13 protein-coding genes are annotated in these 14,156 nt (G+C 60.6%); 7 read left to right on the top strand and 6 right to left on the bottom strand.

The window, feature by feature from the left end; genetic code table 11:
- Positions 1–119 precede the first annotated feature (119 nt).
- From otsB to NKJ46_RS11735, 4 genes are all read right to left on the bottom strand, one after another.
- Positions 120–962 carry a trehalose-phosphatase gene (gene otsB, locus NKJ46_RS11750; protein WP_352665053.1) on the bottom strand — a complete coding sequence of 281 codons (843 nt, stop codon included), beginning with the start codon at positions 960–962 and terminating at the stop codon, positions 120–122.
- Positions 959–2,740 (bottom strand): alpha,alpha-trehalose-phosphate synthase (UDP-forming), encoded by a 1,782-nt coding sequence (locus NKJ46_RS11745; RefSeq protein ID WP_352466252.1) that lies wholly within the window; start codon positions 2,738–2,740, stop codon positions 959–961. Before NKJ46_RS11745 ends, otsB begins: the two co-directional genes overlap by 4 nt.
- A 179-nt stretch (positions 2,741–2,919) precedes the next feature.
- Positions 2,920–5,082, bottom strand: coding sequence for an amylo-alpha-1,6-glucosidase (locus tag NKJ46_RS11740; protein WP_352665051.1), 2,163 nt, complete (start codon positions 5,080–5,082; stop codon positions 2,920–2,922).
- Between the two features lie 47 nt (positions 5,083–5,129).
- Entirely contained in the window at positions 5,130–6,191 is a 1,062-nt protein-coding gene (locus tag NKJ46_RS11735; RefSeq protein ID WP_352665049.1) for a glycosyltransferase family 4 protein, read from the bottom strand.
- Between the two features lie 247 nt (positions 6,192–6,438).
- Here NKJ46_RS11735 and NKJ46_RS11730 point away from each other — a divergent pair, with 247 nt between their 5' ends.
- Positions 6,439–6,744 carry a DUF982 domain-containing protein gene (locus tag NKJ46_RS11730; protein ID WP_502903389.1) on the top strand — a complete coding sequence of 102 codons (306 nt, stop codon included), beginning with the start codon at positions 6,439–6,441 and terminating at the stop codon, positions 6,742–6,744.
- Here the strand turns inward: NKJ46_RS11730 and NKJ46_RS11725 are convergent.
- Both NKJ46_RS11725 and NKJ46_RS11720 read right to left on the bottom strand, forming a co-directional pair.
- Positions 6,665–7,519 carry a methyltransferase family protein gene (locus NKJ46_RS11725; protein ID WP_352665045.1) on the bottom strand — a complete coding sequence of 285 codons (855 nt, stop codon included), beginning with the start codon at positions 7,517–7,519 and terminating at the stop codon, positions 6,665–6,667. The genes NKJ46_RS11730 and NKJ46_RS11725 overlap by 80 nt on opposite strands.
- Complete coding sequence (locus NKJ46_RS11720) at positions 7,480–8,022, bottom strand: hypothetical protein (RefSeq protein WP_352665043.1); 543 nt, start codon at positions 8,020–8,022, stop codon at positions 7,480–7,482. Before NKJ46_RS11720 ends, NKJ46_RS11725 begins: the two co-directional genes overlap by 40 nt.
- 94 nt (positions 8,023–8,116) lie before the next feature.
- Here NKJ46_RS11720 and NKJ46_RS11715 point away from each other — a divergent pair, with 94 nt between their 5' ends.
- The 6 genes from NKJ46_RS11715 (at position 8,117) to NKJ46_RS11690 (ending at position 14,147) form a co-directional block, all read left to right on the top strand.
- On the top strand, positions 8,117–8,458 hold the full coding sequence (locus NKJ46_RS11715; protein ID WP_352665041.1) for a hypothetical protein: 342 nt from the start codon (positions 8,117–8,119) through the stop codon (positions 8,456–8,458).
- A gap of 6 nt (positions 8,459–8,464) precedes the next feature.
- Complete coding sequence (locus NKJ46_RS11710) at positions 8,465–9,007, top strand: hypothetical protein (protein WP_352665038.1); 543 nt, start codon at positions 8,465–8,467, stop codon at positions 9,005–9,007.
- A gap of 703 nt (positions 9,008–9,710) precedes the next feature.
- Positions 9,711–9,965: a DUF6894 family protein gene (locus NKJ46_RS34750; RefSeq protein WP_353046777.1), complete on the top strand. Its 255-nt coding sequence runs from the start codon at positions 9,711–9,713 to the stop codon at positions 9,963–9,965.
- 425 nt (positions 9,966–10,390) lie between these two features.
- Positions 10,391–10,933 (top strand): class I SAM-dependent methyltransferase, encoded by a 543-nt coding sequence (locus tag NKJ46_RS11700; protein ID WP_352665034.1) that lies wholly within the window; start codon positions 10,391–10,393, stop codon positions 10,931–10,933.
- 313 nt (positions 10,934–11,246) lie between these two features.
- Entirely contained in the window at positions 11,247–12,959 is a 1,713-nt protein-coding gene (locus tag NKJ46_RS11695; protein WP_352665032.1) for an ABC transporter ATP-binding protein, read from the top strand.
- 6 nt (positions 12,960–12,965) lie between these two features.
- Positions 12,966–14,147, top strand: a complete 1,182-nt coding sequence (locus NKJ46_RS11690; protein WP_352665030.1) for a glycosyltransferase family 9 protein — start codon at positions 12,966–12,968, stop codon at positions 14,145–14,147.
- The last annotated feature ends 9 nt before the right edge of the window (positions 14,148–14,156 follow it).

Below are 14,156 nucleotides of genomic sequence, written 5' to 3'. Positions count from 1 at the left end.
CTCCCCTTGTTACGACCCGCGCCTCCACGCATTGCACGCAGGTTAAGCCTGACGCGGGGGAACCGGCAAGCAGACGATTTGCCGGCTTTGGACTCAAAGACCTTCAATGAGAAACGCGCTTATCGGTCGGACGATGCCGTGGCTGCGATATTGAGCTTCGCCGCTGATTCGGTCGCTGCTTGCTTGCCGGCCGGTCGAGCACCGGCCACCGCCGACGTCTCGAAACTGGCTTCGAGCCAGGCTATCGCGCCGGTCACGTCATCGAGGGCATAGTTTGCGGCCGTCGGTCCGTTCGGCTTCACGCGGATGGAGATGCCGCCAATTTCATTGATCGCCTCGAAACCGTGTTCGTCCGATGTATCGTCTCCGAGGAATATCGGCCGCCGGCCGACAAAGGGCGGAATGTCCATAAAACGTCGGATGGCAGCACCTTTGACGGCTTCCAAAGGCATGAGCTCGACGCCGGCGTTTCCCGGAAGCACCCGATAACCCTTCGGAAGCCGGGCCAAAGCCTGTTCGACGAGCTGGATTGCGGGCGCAAGCAGTTGCGGGGCTGCTCTTGTATGAACGGCAAGGACCGGCCCCTTGCGTTCGACATACACCTTGCCGCTGCCCAGTTCGGCCTCGATCTCGTCGGCAAGGGCGGCGATGTCGGCCGGCGCGTCGGCGGCATCGATCGGACCGCTCGGCGTCAGCCGGTGCTCCAGGCCATACAGTCCGGCGATCCGCAGCTTCAGCGGATGGAACAGCTTGTCCACGGCGGGAATCGATCGGCCGGTGATGAAGGCGGCCGCACCATCCAGCCGCCGCTCTATGCGTCCGAGCAGATTGCGCAATTCCTCGCCGACGAACACTGCGTCGGGATGGGCAGCGTGCTCCAGCAGAGTTCCGTCGATGTCGAGGAAGAGCGCCCATTGCCCTGCCGGCAGGTTCAACGCCGGCGGTTGTTCAAAGCTTTTCACGATGCTGCCTTCCGTGCCCGCTCGAACATCGAGATGACGTTGTTGGTGTTCGATGGCGGGCGCTCGCCGGTTCCGGTCACCCTGTCGAGATCGCCGCGTTTGCGCAGGCGCGCCGCATCCAGCAGCATGCTGCCGGCCCAGCGGTAGACATTGTTGTCGCGGACCATCTCGCGCATCGGCCGCAAACGCTCGCGCTGCTCGTCCGGCGTCATCGTCAGCGCCTGCAACAGCGCCTCACTCATCATGGCCGCATCGTAGGGGTTGACGATCAGTGCTTCCAGCAGTTCGCGCGAGGCACCGGCAAAGGTGCTGAGCAAAAGCACGCCCTGTTCGTCGTCGCGCGCTGCGACGAATTCCTTGGCGACAAGGTTCATGCCGTCATGCAGGCTGGTGACCATGCAGATGTCGGCGGCGCGATAGACCTCGTAGACCTGCTCCTGCCGATGATGTTCGGCGACCATCAGGATAGGGCTGTATGTCTCGCTGCCATAGCGCCGGTTGAGCTCCTCGGCACAGCGACGGCATTCGTCATGGAGTTGCTGGTAGGCGGGCAATGTCCCCCGGCTCGGCGCCGCGATCTGCAGGAAAACCACCTTGCCTATCCATTCGGGATATCTCGTGAACAATTCGTCCAGGGCATGGAAGCGATCGAGAATGCCTTTCGTGTAGTCGAGGCGCTCGACGCCAACGCAGAGTTTGGTATCCGCAGACAGGCCGAATCTGTCGCGCACGCTGGCGCGGCACTCCTCCACAGACGGCAGTTTTGCCAGCAATTGGGCCGGCCATTCTATGGAAATGGGATAGGCGTGGACCAATGTGGTCTGTCCACCATAGGAGATTGCCGCGTCTGCCCGTTCGATCCGGCTCTCCAGAAAGCGGTCTACACTTTCGGTGAAGTTGTTGGCATGGAATTGGGTATGAAAGCCGATGATCGAACTGCCTAGCAGTCCTTCCAGGATCCGCTCACGCCACGGACAGATGCTGAACACTTCCGAATTGGGCCACGGGATATGCCAGAATGTGATGACGATGGCGTCCGGCAGGCGCTGGCGAATCATGCGCGGCAGCAGCGCGAAATGGTAGTCCTGCACCAGCACGATCGGCCGTTCGTTGCGGGCTTCGGCAACCACCGTATCGGCGAACTTGCGGTTGACGGCCTCGTAGGCGTCCCAGTCCGAGGCGCGAAACACGGGGCGGGTGAAGGCGATATGGCAAAGCGGCCATAGGCCCTCATTGGCGAAGCCCAGATAATAGCCCTGATATTCCTCCTCCGTCAGCCAGACCCTGCGCAGCGTGTAGGACGGGTTGCCGGGCGGCACCTGCACCCGGTCGTCCTTGTCGACGGTGAGGCGGTCTGCCGTGCCGCCGCCATAGGCGATCCAGGTGCCGGCACAGGCGCGGGTGATGGGTTCGAGTGCCGAAACCAGCCCGCTGGCCGGTACCAAAAGTTGCACCCCGTCATCCTTGATGTTGTGGATGTAGGGTTCGCGGTTGGACACCACGATGACCTGTGCGTCCGGCAGGTCGTCGGCCAGGATCTTGCGCAAGGTGTCGGGCGACCATGTGACCAGTGCCGCATCGGCCGACTGGCCGTTCTTTTCGAACTCGCGCAGCACCTTGCGTGCCGCTTCCGACGCGACATCCTCGCTCGGCGTGTATGCGGCCGCCGTTGCGCGGCCGCGGCGCTGGCGGGATATCGATAGGAGAATGGCAAAAGCGGAAAAGCCAAAACTTGCAATCAGCAAAACCCAGAGCAGGTTTACGGTATAATCTGACATGGAATGTGATCTCGCCTCCGGCCGGCCGATAGCCGTTTTTTATTTGTTTTTCTGGTTCGCTGCCGCGTGACGACAAACAGCTTCCCCCGCTCCCCATTTTTGCAACGCACAAAGAGGCTATCGGTTCCGGACGATTGCAATGCCGGGCGTCATTTTCGACGCGCCGCAGCGCGGCGGCATCAAGTGCGCACGATGAGCGGCACCATCCCTTCATACCGATCGGCGAGAAAGGCGACGACCCGGTCGCCGACACGCTGGAATGTGAGGTCGACCACCGTCGAGCCGACACCCAGATGCCGCAATGTCAACGTGTCGATGCCGATCGGCAGCCTTGGGCGGGTGACCCGGATTTCGCTGTTCCAGCCGTCGATTTCGAGGCCAAGGCAGGCCTGCATCAGCATGAAGGCCGATCCCGCCGACCAGGCTTGCGGCAGGCACGCGACGGGATAGGCGATGGGCGCTTCGCCCGGCGACCGGGTAAAGCCGCAGAACAGTTCCGGCAGCCGCATGTTGAAATGGACAGCCGATTCGAACGTGCCGCTCATCAGCCGGACCACGCTGTCGCGCACGCCATAACGTGCCAGGCCGGCACCGCACATGGCGGTGTCGTGCGGCCAGATCGAGCCATTGTGGTAGGACATCGGATTGAAGAATATCGCATCGTCGGCCAGCGTCCTCACTCCCCAACCAGAGTGGAACGACGCGGAGAGCAGCTGATCGGCGACCATCTGCGCCCGTTCCGGCTCGGGCAGCCCGACATAGAGAAGATGGCCGGCATTCGACGTCCGTACCTTGCAGAGCTCGCCTGCACCATCGATCGCCAGTGCATAGAAATTGAGATCGTCCATCCAGAAATGGCGTTCCACCGCGGCGCGCATGGTTTCGGCGCGTTCCTCCCAATGATCGGCCTTGTCGTCCTCGCCGCGGCGGCGGGCGAGCGCCGCCAGCCCACGGAACGCGGCAAAGACATAGCCTTGCACCTCGACCAGGGCGATCGGCCCCTTTGGCATGCGGCCATCGGCATGGAAGACGGAATCGAAACTGTCCTTCCAGCCCTGGTTGGCGAGGCCGGTCTCGGCGCCGCGCTGGTAGGTCACGAAGCCGGTCGCGCGGCTTGTCTCCTCCGTCCATTCGGCCGCTGCACAGAGCGATGGCCACAGGCTGTCGACGAACGCCATGTCGCCGGTACGATCCGCATAGGCGCAAGCGAGATGAATGTAGAGCGGCGTGGTATCGACACCGCCGTAGTAGCGGCCGAACGGGAGCTCCCGCAGTGCCGCCATCTCGCCCTTGCGGGTCTCGTGCATGATCTTGCCCGGCTGCGAATCGCTGAACGGCGACGTTTCGGTTGCCTGATGCTGTGCGAGAAAGGCGAGTACGCCGCGCGCCAGCCCAGGATTCAGCCACAGCATCTGCAGTGCGGAGATCACCCCGTCACGGCCAAATGCCGTCGAGAACCAGGGTATGCCGGCATAGGGGTAAGGTCCGGTTGCAAGCTCGGTGGTCAGCAGCGCCACATCCGCGCGCGCGCGTTCGATCCAGTCGTTGAAGACGCGGCCGGAGCTGTGCACCGTCGCACCGTGGCGGCGTTTGGCGCGCATGCCAAAGCGAGCGCGGGCGGCGGCAGCCCGAAAACGGTCGCGGTCGGGTGTCTCCGCCACTTCCGGGCCGACCTCGATATAGAGGACCTCGCTGCTGCGCTTCGTCACCGCAACCAGGAAATCCGCACGGCTGGCGGTCAAATTGTCCGGTGCCCGCGAGAACGAGATCGCCGACAGGCGCACGAGCTGGTCCAGCCCGTCATATCGAAGCACCACGGATGTCGGACTGGTCTCGGCGGCGTGGGCTATTCCGCGCTTGAGCCGGGTCGAACCGCGCACCTCGAACATGTCACGGAAATCTGCTGCGAAATGCAACGAAACCCGAATGGCCGACGATTCCTGGCTGTAGTTGGAAAGGGTGATGCGCTCGAACAGCCGGTCCTGCCAAAGCAGCCTGACGCGTTCTATGTGGATCGCGCCCTGCGGAATGTCGCGACCACCGACACTCTGGATCGGCAGATTGGTCAGGTTCGAGGTGAAAAGCACATTGTCCTGGCTGAGCGATGCGCCCAGCAGCGACATTTGCCGGCCACCGACCGTCAGCCGGAATTCCGAAAGCACACGCGTGTCGTCTCGGAAAAAGCCGTCGCCGGCGCCGCGGATGTCGCCATAGGCGTCGGCCACCGCGAAGCAGTCGCCTTGCTTGAGGGCGAACAGCCGGTGCGGCTCCCGGGGCGCAACCTCGTCGAGGGAGGCAAGGGCTACGGCTGGATCAAGCTTACGCTCGTCGAGTTGATTCATACGTCACAAGCTCTGTCGTTTCGTTCCAACGTCCACAATGACGCCGATCAGGATGCTCTCGCTTCACCGGGAGCGCCGATCAGGCGCGAATAGGCAGCCACATAGTCGTGGGCCATTCTCGTGGCAGAAAAACGGTTTTCGAATACGGCTCTCACCTGTCGCCGGTCGAGGCGCAGCAATTCCGGTATCGAGGCGACAGCAGCATCGACTGAATCGACAAGGAAACCGGTCACGCCGTGGTCGATGATCTCCGGCAGGGCACCGCATTTCCAGGCGATTACCGGCGTGCCGCAGGCCATAGCCTCTATCGCGGCAAGACCGAACGGCTCCGGCCAATCGATCGGAAACAGCAGGCCGGCCGCCTTGCCGAGGAATTCCGCTTTTCTGTCCTCTTCGATCTCGCCGACATAGTCGACACGGTCGCCGTCGATCAGCGGCTCGACGGTGTCGTGGAAAAAGGCGCGGTCGTCATCGCCGATCTTTGCCGCAAGCTTCAGTTTCAGCCCGGAGCGCAAGGCGATCTCGATGGCACGGTCCGGGCGCTTGTCGCGCGACAGCCGGCCGAGAAAGGCCAGATACGGCTCGTCTGCATCCGTCTCGAAAGTCGACTCGTAGATATTGATCGGCAGCCCGTGATGGATGGTCGCCAGCCAATTGGCCCTGGGTAACCCGGTTCTCTGGCTGCGCGAAATGGAGATCATCGGAAAGCGCGGAAAACGCTCGTAGGCCGGGGCCAGGTCGACATAGTCGAGCCTGCCATGCGGTGTCGTCACCGTCCGGTCGGGCATGTGTTCGAAGAAAGGAAAATGCAGGAAGTGGCTGAGATGGAAATGGATAATGTCGAACTGTTGCGCTCGGTTCCTCACCTCGGCCAGCATCGCGAGATGCGCCGCGGTTTCGGATTTGTGCGGGCGCGGATCGAGACGGAGCGCCCGCTCGCGACACGCTACCAATTTCGCCGACGTCTTGGTATCGCCGCTGGCGAACAGGGTCACGTCATGGCCAAGCTCGACCAATCCCTCGGTCAGATAGGAGACGATGCGCTCCGTCCCTCCATAGAACCGGGGTGGCACGGATTCATGGAGCGGCGCCACATGGGCTATTCTCATGTTTTGGCATTTCCCTCAAAAAGACTGCTCGTGGCATCGAAATGCATCAGCCGCGCTAACGTTCCCGTACAATGGCAAGATGTCACTCAATTGGGGCAAGATGTCACCCAATTGGAGCTGCCGGGCGCTTCCACCGCTGCTCGTCTGGTCCAGCCAACATTTTCCAGGCCAAGCCCTCTTTTGCCGGGAACCAAAGTCGAGTTCGCGAGTTTAGTTCGATCGCACGCATCCGGTCGACGGGGAGGAAATGATGGACCGCTTGCAATTCTTTTCGCCCGTGCGGATTTTGCGCGGACAGGGACAGCCCGTGGAGGAGATCGACAACGTTGCCGAAGCTATGGCATTCTTGCGAAAATGGCCGGCCGGGCGGCGCGGGCCGGTTTACCAGTGCGCCGTGAATTGCTGCGCTGCGGCCATGGCCGGCCGGATGTCGGCCGAGGAAGCGAGAAAGGCTTTTGCCGGCTTCGCCCGGATCACCCGCCTGCTCGAGGGCGATAGGCCGTTGCCGATGAGCGGCGAGGATCGGCATCGCGATCACGCGTTGAGGCGATAGGCCAACTGCCGCAGATCGTCAGAGCAAGGGTAGTCAGCCTGAGCGCCCGATCGGCGACCGCGAACAGGCGTTTGAGCTGAGCAACGGCGCCGTTTTCGCTGATGTAATCGCAATAGGCGATGTAATCGGGGTCGCGTGACAGATGGCGTTCCTCGGTGATGGCGCGGAGTGCGTAGACGGAGTTGAGCCCGAACAGGATGGCGGAATGCCGCAGCGCTTCAGCGGGTCCTGCGGCGGTGAGGAAAGGCACGGAGATCAGCCACCAGCAGAGGTTTTTCGAAACATAGGCCGGATGCTTGATCCAGCGATACGGTCCGCAGGTGATGATTCCGCGATTGGTGAGATTGGAAAATCTCAGGCCAAAGCTCACGGTGGACCAGACAAAAATCAAGATGCAGAAGAGGATCGCCGATCCCCAGAAAACCTGGAGCGCCGGTGAGGGCATCACCGCTGTCCAGTTGGCGCCCGTTTCGTAGTTCAGGTAGGCACGGGTAGCGGCGTTGATGGGTTCATAACAGGCAAGACAAACCAGCCAGCCGAACACGGTGGGTTCGACGCCGCGGATATGGTTGTCGAGGACACGCAGCGTGAAGACGTAGCCGACGACCGCGACAAGAACATCCACCATGAACAGGAGATCGATTGCAAAAGCGTGCCAGCGCATGATGTCGAACTGATACGGTTGTTCCAGCCCGGCCAGGATCGAACCCAGTGTGGAGCACAGATAGACGAACATCAGCGGCAGGAAGAAGCCTTTGACGATCCAGCCCCGCACATGCTGGCATATCTGCTCGGTTCGCTGCGGCACGGCGCCGCTAAGAACGAATGCACCGATTTCGGCATATGAATCTTCCGGATCGGTCTGCCGGCGGTCGACATAAGCAACATAAAACGGCGTGGCGACGAGCAGCGCCGGCAAGGTGTCGTAGAGCGCTGTCCAGTAGGGGCGTAAAACTCACGCCGGTATTCCGGCACTATCCAGTAGACTGCGGCAATGGTCGTGAGCGTAACGAAGAAGCCGATGAGCTTGCGCACGACACGCTCGGCTTCAAGCGCTCGCATCGGCTTGGCCTGCAATCCCGTTGAACGCCTTCGAAACGTCTGGAAATAAGCCGTGTCGACCGCGATCATTGCTGCAGCAGTAGCTGCAATGACAGTCATGGCCTGCAAATGCGCAGGCCAGCTTCTGTCGACGGGCATCGCGACGGCCAGCGCAAGACCAAGCAATCCTGCAAGGCCGGTGAGGGGCGCGGTCGCCGATTTCGGTTGGAGCGTCATACTACTACTCCCGTTGTCGTGAGGATCGATCGTCGTTGCCGGCCGCGTGGTCGCCGCCACGGTTCAACTCGAGTGGCGCCGCCACCGGAGCCGCTTGAGCAGCCGCTACACTCCGCCGCTGCCGTTAGACCCGCCGCTGCTTGTTCCGTCGTTGCCGCCACTGGATCCGCTGCCGCTTGATCCGCTGCTGCCGCTTGATCCGCTGCTGCCGCTCGAACTGCTGCTGCCGCTCGAACCGCTGCTGCCACTCGAACTGGTGGTGCCACTCGAACTGGTGGTGCCACTTGAGCCGCTGCTGCCGCTTGAGCTGCTGGAACTACTGGTGCCGCTCGATCCGCTGCTGCTAGAGCCGCCGATGGGTCCCTTGTTGACGTTGCGTGGGGAGGGATGGTTGTTGGCGCCCTCGCTTACATTTTCGCAGGTGCACTTGCGCTGATACTTGGTGCCGAAGGCACTGCCTTCATTGCTCGCCTTCTGGCAGACCAACCTATGGCAAATCAAAGTCGCTTCGGTTGTCTCGGGGGTAAGGCTCATGATGACTATTGCGGTTGTCGTGGCCGCCATGCCCGTGATCGTGAACCGGAGTAAATTCCGAAAATTGTGCATAGATACCTCGCTTTCTGACGCCTCGCTTCTCGGGCTCACGCCCAAGCTTCCTCGTTGTCGAGTGGGTGTTTGCGACAAGGCGGCATACGGATCGCTTACGCCTCAGCGATCGGGGCTTAGTGGCGGCATAAAAAGTTGGACGAAGCGCAGACAATGGTGCCGCATTGCGGTATTTCGACCGGAAAAGGCCAAAGATGCACTTTTGGGGGAATGGATCATGTCGAAACGGCTTAGACTGGTGCTGGGAACCGCCGGCGCAATTGCCGTCGCCATTGTCTGGGGGATCGTCGCCACGTCGATGGGTGTGCCATCGATTCTGATCACCGTAGGAGCGGTCGCGATCGGCGCGGGCATCTACAGCTATCAAAACCGGAACTGATCCGGTACCCGGCGACGCGGCATAGCCCAAAACTCCCACGGTCGCAGACTGCCTGCGGCAATGCTCAGTGTACGAAAATTACCAACGACAGCGTTCTGTGGAACGAGTGGCCTGCCGAAGCTATTGTGGTGGCGGTCCGAGACACCCCCGCCTCGGGCCACTGGCTCACCCAGCCGAGTGGTCCGCTGCTACCCAACGGCAGCGGACCCTTCACCGGAGGGCGGACCCCGGAAGACGGACATTGTGCCGAATCGAGGGAGAACGATGGTCGTTGACGAGATTGCAGCGCGGCGCCTGAAAATCCTGATCGAGCGATATATGGAGACCAGGAAGAGGCGCCACGATGTGGTTTCTACCGCAGCGGCTGAGATCGCGATCAGGGCTGTCTGCCGAATTGCCCGGTCTCGCGAAAAGCCCTTGACGAAATGATTGCGGCATGTGCGTTCGAACATGGGCTGGGGGTGCTGTTCGATCGACCTGACGCATGAAAGCCTAAACGCCATGAATCCCAACGCCAAAATCGCGCGGTGCTGTCGTGTACGAATTCGAGGCTGCTCCTGAGGCGCTTGCGACTACGGCGCGTCGCGTCGATCGGCCTCATGCGATGTGCTTCAGGTTCTTGTTTTGATACATGTTGTTATCGCAGAACCGCTGCACATTTTTGCGCGACATGCATTAGACAAACCGACCAACCGGAGCAGCCATGCCGAGATATTTTTTCCATTTCCGAAACAATGAGGGCCGCTTGACGGAAGATTTCGAGGGTCAGGAGTTGGACGGTTTGTCCGCGGCTCAGGATAACGCCATGGCTTCGGCCAAGGAAATCCTGGCCGAGGGCCTGCTCAGCGGCAGCCCGGTCCTGACAGGTCTTTCCTTCGAAATCTGCGACGAGAACCGGCAGCTGCTTTTCCGATTTCCCTTCTCGGAAGCTGCCGAAAAGGCTGGCACTCGACCGTGATGGCCAAAAGCCCTGCAATGCGGGCGAGCTTTGATCGAGCCTGGCTAAAAAACCGCATGTCGCGGCAAGACGGTCGTTGGTGCAAATCAGCACCATAGCCAAATTAGTAGCATAGCTGCCGGCACAAAGCAAGAACAAACATGGCTTGCCTTGCCTAAAAGGCGTGCGTTTCAGGAATTCGAGGGCAGGCGCCGGTAAGGGGCGCCAAGCGACATTGCGATTTCCAACCGATGTGTCGATTTGTCGGGCCGGGTGTTCGTCAACTTCCCGAAACGTCTTCGCAGGATGCTGTGATCAGGAGTTCCTTTCTCCCGCGGTTACGTTTACAGGACGCTCTGGACAGTGTCGTTTGCGCGCCAGCAACTGGACCGGGCTAGGCCCGGCGCACAGTCCTCCTCCGTAGAGGAACCAGTGCGGCGTCGTTTTTGGAGAACAATGATTTGTGGTGGTCAAATAAGCAAAAGAGATTCAAGGGAACGTGGGATGACCGACTGGACGGGCTGTTCTCAGCAGAGGTCGACTACGCCAGGAAATCCATTCTCGATGTTGGCTGCAACATGGGTGTTGTCGCCTATGAGATATCCAAGCTAGGACCGAGTTCGATCCATGGGATCGACATTCTCAAGCCGCATATCGAGACGGCCAGGATGATCTTCCTGGGTTGTCCAGTCCAAAGCCGGTTCGATTGTCTCGATCTTGGCAGCCGGAAGCTGCAAAATGTTCTCCAACCGCAGTACGACATCGTCATGCTGCTGGCGGTCTACCATCACATGCAGTGGAGCCTCGGCGCGGACAAGGCGCGAAGCGTGCTGTGCGATATCGCCAGGCGTGCTCAAACGATCGTTGCCCGCGTCCCTCCTGGCAAGGATAAGGAGATGATCGCGGTGCTTTCGGATGTGGGCTTTTCAATTAAAAGCAATCACACATCGCCTCTTGGAAGCCATCTCATGGTCCTCGTGAAACACTGACCAGGCATAGCGCGGCCGACGACGAATGGCGCAAGAGCCGCGTGGCTGGGGTCCGCCATGCTCGCATGCGAGGAACCGACGGTCATGGGGCCGATGACGTGCAAGGATCCGGTTCGGCATTGACTGCGGTCGGGAACGAAGCCACAGACAGGTGATCGAAACCGTCTCGTGCTTCAAGACAACACGAAGACCGGACGGGATCGCAACGGGCGGCGACGAGATGATTGCAAAGAAACGAGTGTCAACGGCCCCAGCATATCCGCTGATCAAGCGTCTGATTGGCGAAAATCTGCCGCCGCACAAGATACTGTATGTGACAGGTTTGCTGTGCTCGATCGCTGCTGCTGCCGCGGTCGGCGCGACGGCCTGGATCATGAAAGTCATGATCAACACCATCTATGTCGAGCGAGACGCTGCCGCTGTATCGGGTATCAGCGTCGTCATCATCGGCATTTTCCTGGTCAAGGGCATAGCTGCCTACTGCCAGACCGTCACGACGGGAAAGATTCGCCGGGCTATCGTTTCGGACCTGCAAAACCGTCAATTTTCTCGAATGGTGCGTTTCGACATCAGCCGTTTCGCGAACCAGCATCCGGCAAAATTCATCTCCAAAATCATGTTCAACGCGCGCGCCGGGGCGACCGTTATTCTCACCCTCACGAGCAGCGCCGTCTCTGATCTGCTGACCCTGATTGCCTTGGCCAGCGTCATGGTCAAGCAGGACCCGGTGATGTCGCTGATATCCGTGGCGGTTCTGCCGATGCTGTTCCTGTCAGTCGGCGCGATAACCAGGAAGCTCAAGGCGCTGGCGAGGGGCGAGACGGAATTGGCCGCGCAGGTCCAGTCGATCGGCACGGAAGCCGTCGAAGGCATCCGCACCATCAAGTCCTTCCAGCTCGAGGACAAGGCGGTTGCCAGCTTTGCAAAGGCCGTCCGCAAGATGGAAAGACGTGGCATCCAGATCAACCGGACGTCAGCATTGATGAGCCCATTGATGGAGACCGGCGGCGGCGTGATCATCGGGCTTTTCGTTATGTACGCCAGCTGGCAGACCCTCGACAACGGCAAGACGCCCGGCGAATTCATGGCCTTCATTACCGCGTTCCTGCTTGCCTATGAACCTGCCAAGCGGTTGGCCCGGGTCAATGTCGACATCCAGAAGCAAATGGTCGCCGTCGAGCAGATGTATGATTTGATCGACACGCCCGAGCAGCGGCGACTCGCAATCGCGGGCGAGCGCCTGACCGACATCGATGGTGGTATCCGCTTTGAAGATGTAGCCTTCTCCTATGACGGCAACAGCCCGGCACTGGAGGGTGTTTCCTTCGACGTGCGACCTCGTGAGAAGCTGGCGATCGTCGGCCGCTCCGGCGCCGGCAAGACCACCATCGTCAATCTGATCCTGCGCCTGATGGAGCCTGACAAGGGCAGGATCCTGATCGACGGAAAGGACATTTCGAAGATCAGCCTGGCCGACGTTCGCGACAATATCGCACTTGTGTCACAGGACGTCTTCCTGTTCGAAGGCTCGATCCGCGACAACATTCGCGACGGCCGCCCGAACGCCACGGATCAGGAAATCGAGTCCGCTGCGAACCTCGCCCGGGTCACCAGCTTTGCATCGGCGCTCGAAAACGGGCTCGACACGCTTGTCGGGCCGAGCGGCACCAATCTGTCGGGCGGGCAGAAACAACGCGTCGCCATCGCACGCGCCTTGCTCAAGAATGCTGCGGTAATCGTCTATGACGAAGCGACATCGGCGCTTGACGGTGAAAACGAACGGGCGGTTATGGAGGCAGCCTTCGACAACACATTTCAGCGCACGGTGATCTGCATTGCGCACAGGCTGTCTACGATCAAGGCGGCCGATCGTATTCTCGTGTTTGACGCCGGACAGCTTGTCGATGCTGGAACGCATGACCAGCTTGCCAAGCACAGCGAGATATATCGTTCGATATTCCACCTGGAGACGCCCGATCCGATGGCCGAAAGCGGCAAAAAGCTGCGGCAGAGCGTATTGCGCTGAAGGCCGATGACCAGCTTTTATCACGGTTCCTATGTCCGGTATGTGATTGGTGGACTGGGCCTCCAGGTGCGCCGGTACAAAAAGGCGGTGCGCAGGTTGTTTTCCGGTCCCAGGCAGCCGCGTTCCATTCTTGAGCTGCAGGCCAAGGTTGAGGCGTTGATCGTGCGCAGGGACTGGAAAGGCCTTGAAGCCGGTAGCAATGAGATGGCTGTCACGGCCGATCACAATCGCGACCCGGAGCTGATGCAGAAGGCGGGCCAGGCGTTCGAACGGCTTGGCAACTTTGCGCGGGCAGCTGAGCTTCGGCTTTCCGCGCGCCGGCTGCGGAAAGGGAAAAGCGCCAACGAATGGACCGGCGAGAATCTCGGATCGGATACACTGCTGATCGATCTTGTGGAGGATGACCCGCGCAGCCTTGGCCGGATTATCCGCCACGCGCGACTGGCCGGCGCTGCCGCTTCCTATTCGCAAAGCGCAACAATTCGGGTCGAGCCGCGCCTGGTATCAATTGTGCAACGAACGTTCCCGAAGGCGACCGTGGTCCCGGCGCAGCAGGATGTGGTCGGCAACAAACGTGCGACTTTCGAAGATCTCGCCTGGGTTTTCGGACGCGATGCCGAAAAACTTGCTGCCGACTTCGTGCCGCTGCGGGCAGATCCTGAACTCGTCGAGACATTCCGCAAGCGCTATCGCTCGATGACGGATCTGCCGTTGGTCGGTCTCTCCTGGGGCAGCAAATCCCACACCAAGGACGTGCCTGATTTTCCTGAATGGGCACGGTTAATCGCCCAGACACAAGCGACATTCGTTTCGCTCCAGTACGGACAGATCAAGCCGGCGTTGCGGCGCCTTCGCAAGGGCAACGACGGACGTCTTATCTTTGACGATAGCGTCGACCAGATGGTCGACATGGACCGTTTCGCCGCACAGGTCGCCGCACTCGATGCTGTCGTGACCATCAGCAATACGGCGGCCCATCTTGCCGGAGCCCTTGGCGTGCCGACTGTTTTCCTCATCGACGATAATTTTCAGACGGCATGGCCAGTGACCGGCGACCGGACACCCTGGTATCCGAAGGGCATTGTCATTCGCAAGGAGGGGCGCCCTTGGTCGCTGGTGCTCGACGAGGCCGGCCGGCGGCTCTCGTTGATCCTGACGACGCTTTCCGACACTCCCCGGGGACGATAGAACATCGCC

Origin of the sequence: Mesorhizobium sp. M0166, assembly GCF_040322255.1 — a bacterium.
Lineage (GTDB): Bacteria > Pseudomonadota > Alphaproteobacteria > Rhizobiales > Rhizobiaceae > Mesorhizobium.
The sequence above is the reverse complement of the archived record's forward strand: the minus strand, read 5'-3'. Positions and strand labels throughout refer to the sequence as shown.

What these genes read in the sequence shown, in the direction of transcription:
- NKJ46_RS11745 (WP_352466252.1), bottom strand. Translation starts at nt 2,740, where the DNA reads ATGTCAGATTATACCGTAAACCTGCTCTGGGTTTTGCTGATTGCAAGT.
- NKJ46_RS11740 (WP_352665051.1), bottom strand. Translation starts at nt 5,082, where the DNA reads ATGAATCAACTCGACGAGCGTAAGCTTGATCCAGCCGTAGCCCTTGCC.
- NKJ46_RS11735 (WP_352665049.1), bottom strand. Translation starts at nt 6,191, where the DNA reads ATGAGAATAGCCCATGTGGCGCCGCTCCATGAATCCGTGCCACCCCGG.
- NKJ46_RS11730 (WP_502903389.1), top strand. Translation starts at nt 6,439, where the DNA reads ATGATGGACCGCTTGCAATTCTTTTCGCCCGTGCGGATTTTGCGCGGA.
- NKJ46_RS11720 (WP_352665043.1), bottom strand. Translation starts at nt 8,022, where the DNA reads ATGACGCTCCAACCGAAATCGGCGACCGCGCCCCTCACCGGCCTTGCA.
- NKJ46_RS34750 (WP_353046777.1), top strand. Translation starts at nt 9,711, where the DNA reads ATGCCGAGATATTTTTTCCATTTCCGAAACAATGAGGGCCGCTTGACG.
- NKJ46_RS11690 (WP_352665030.1), top strand. Translation starts at nt 12,966, where the DNA reads ATGACCAGCTTTTATCACGGTTCCTATGTCCGGTATGTGATTGGTGGA.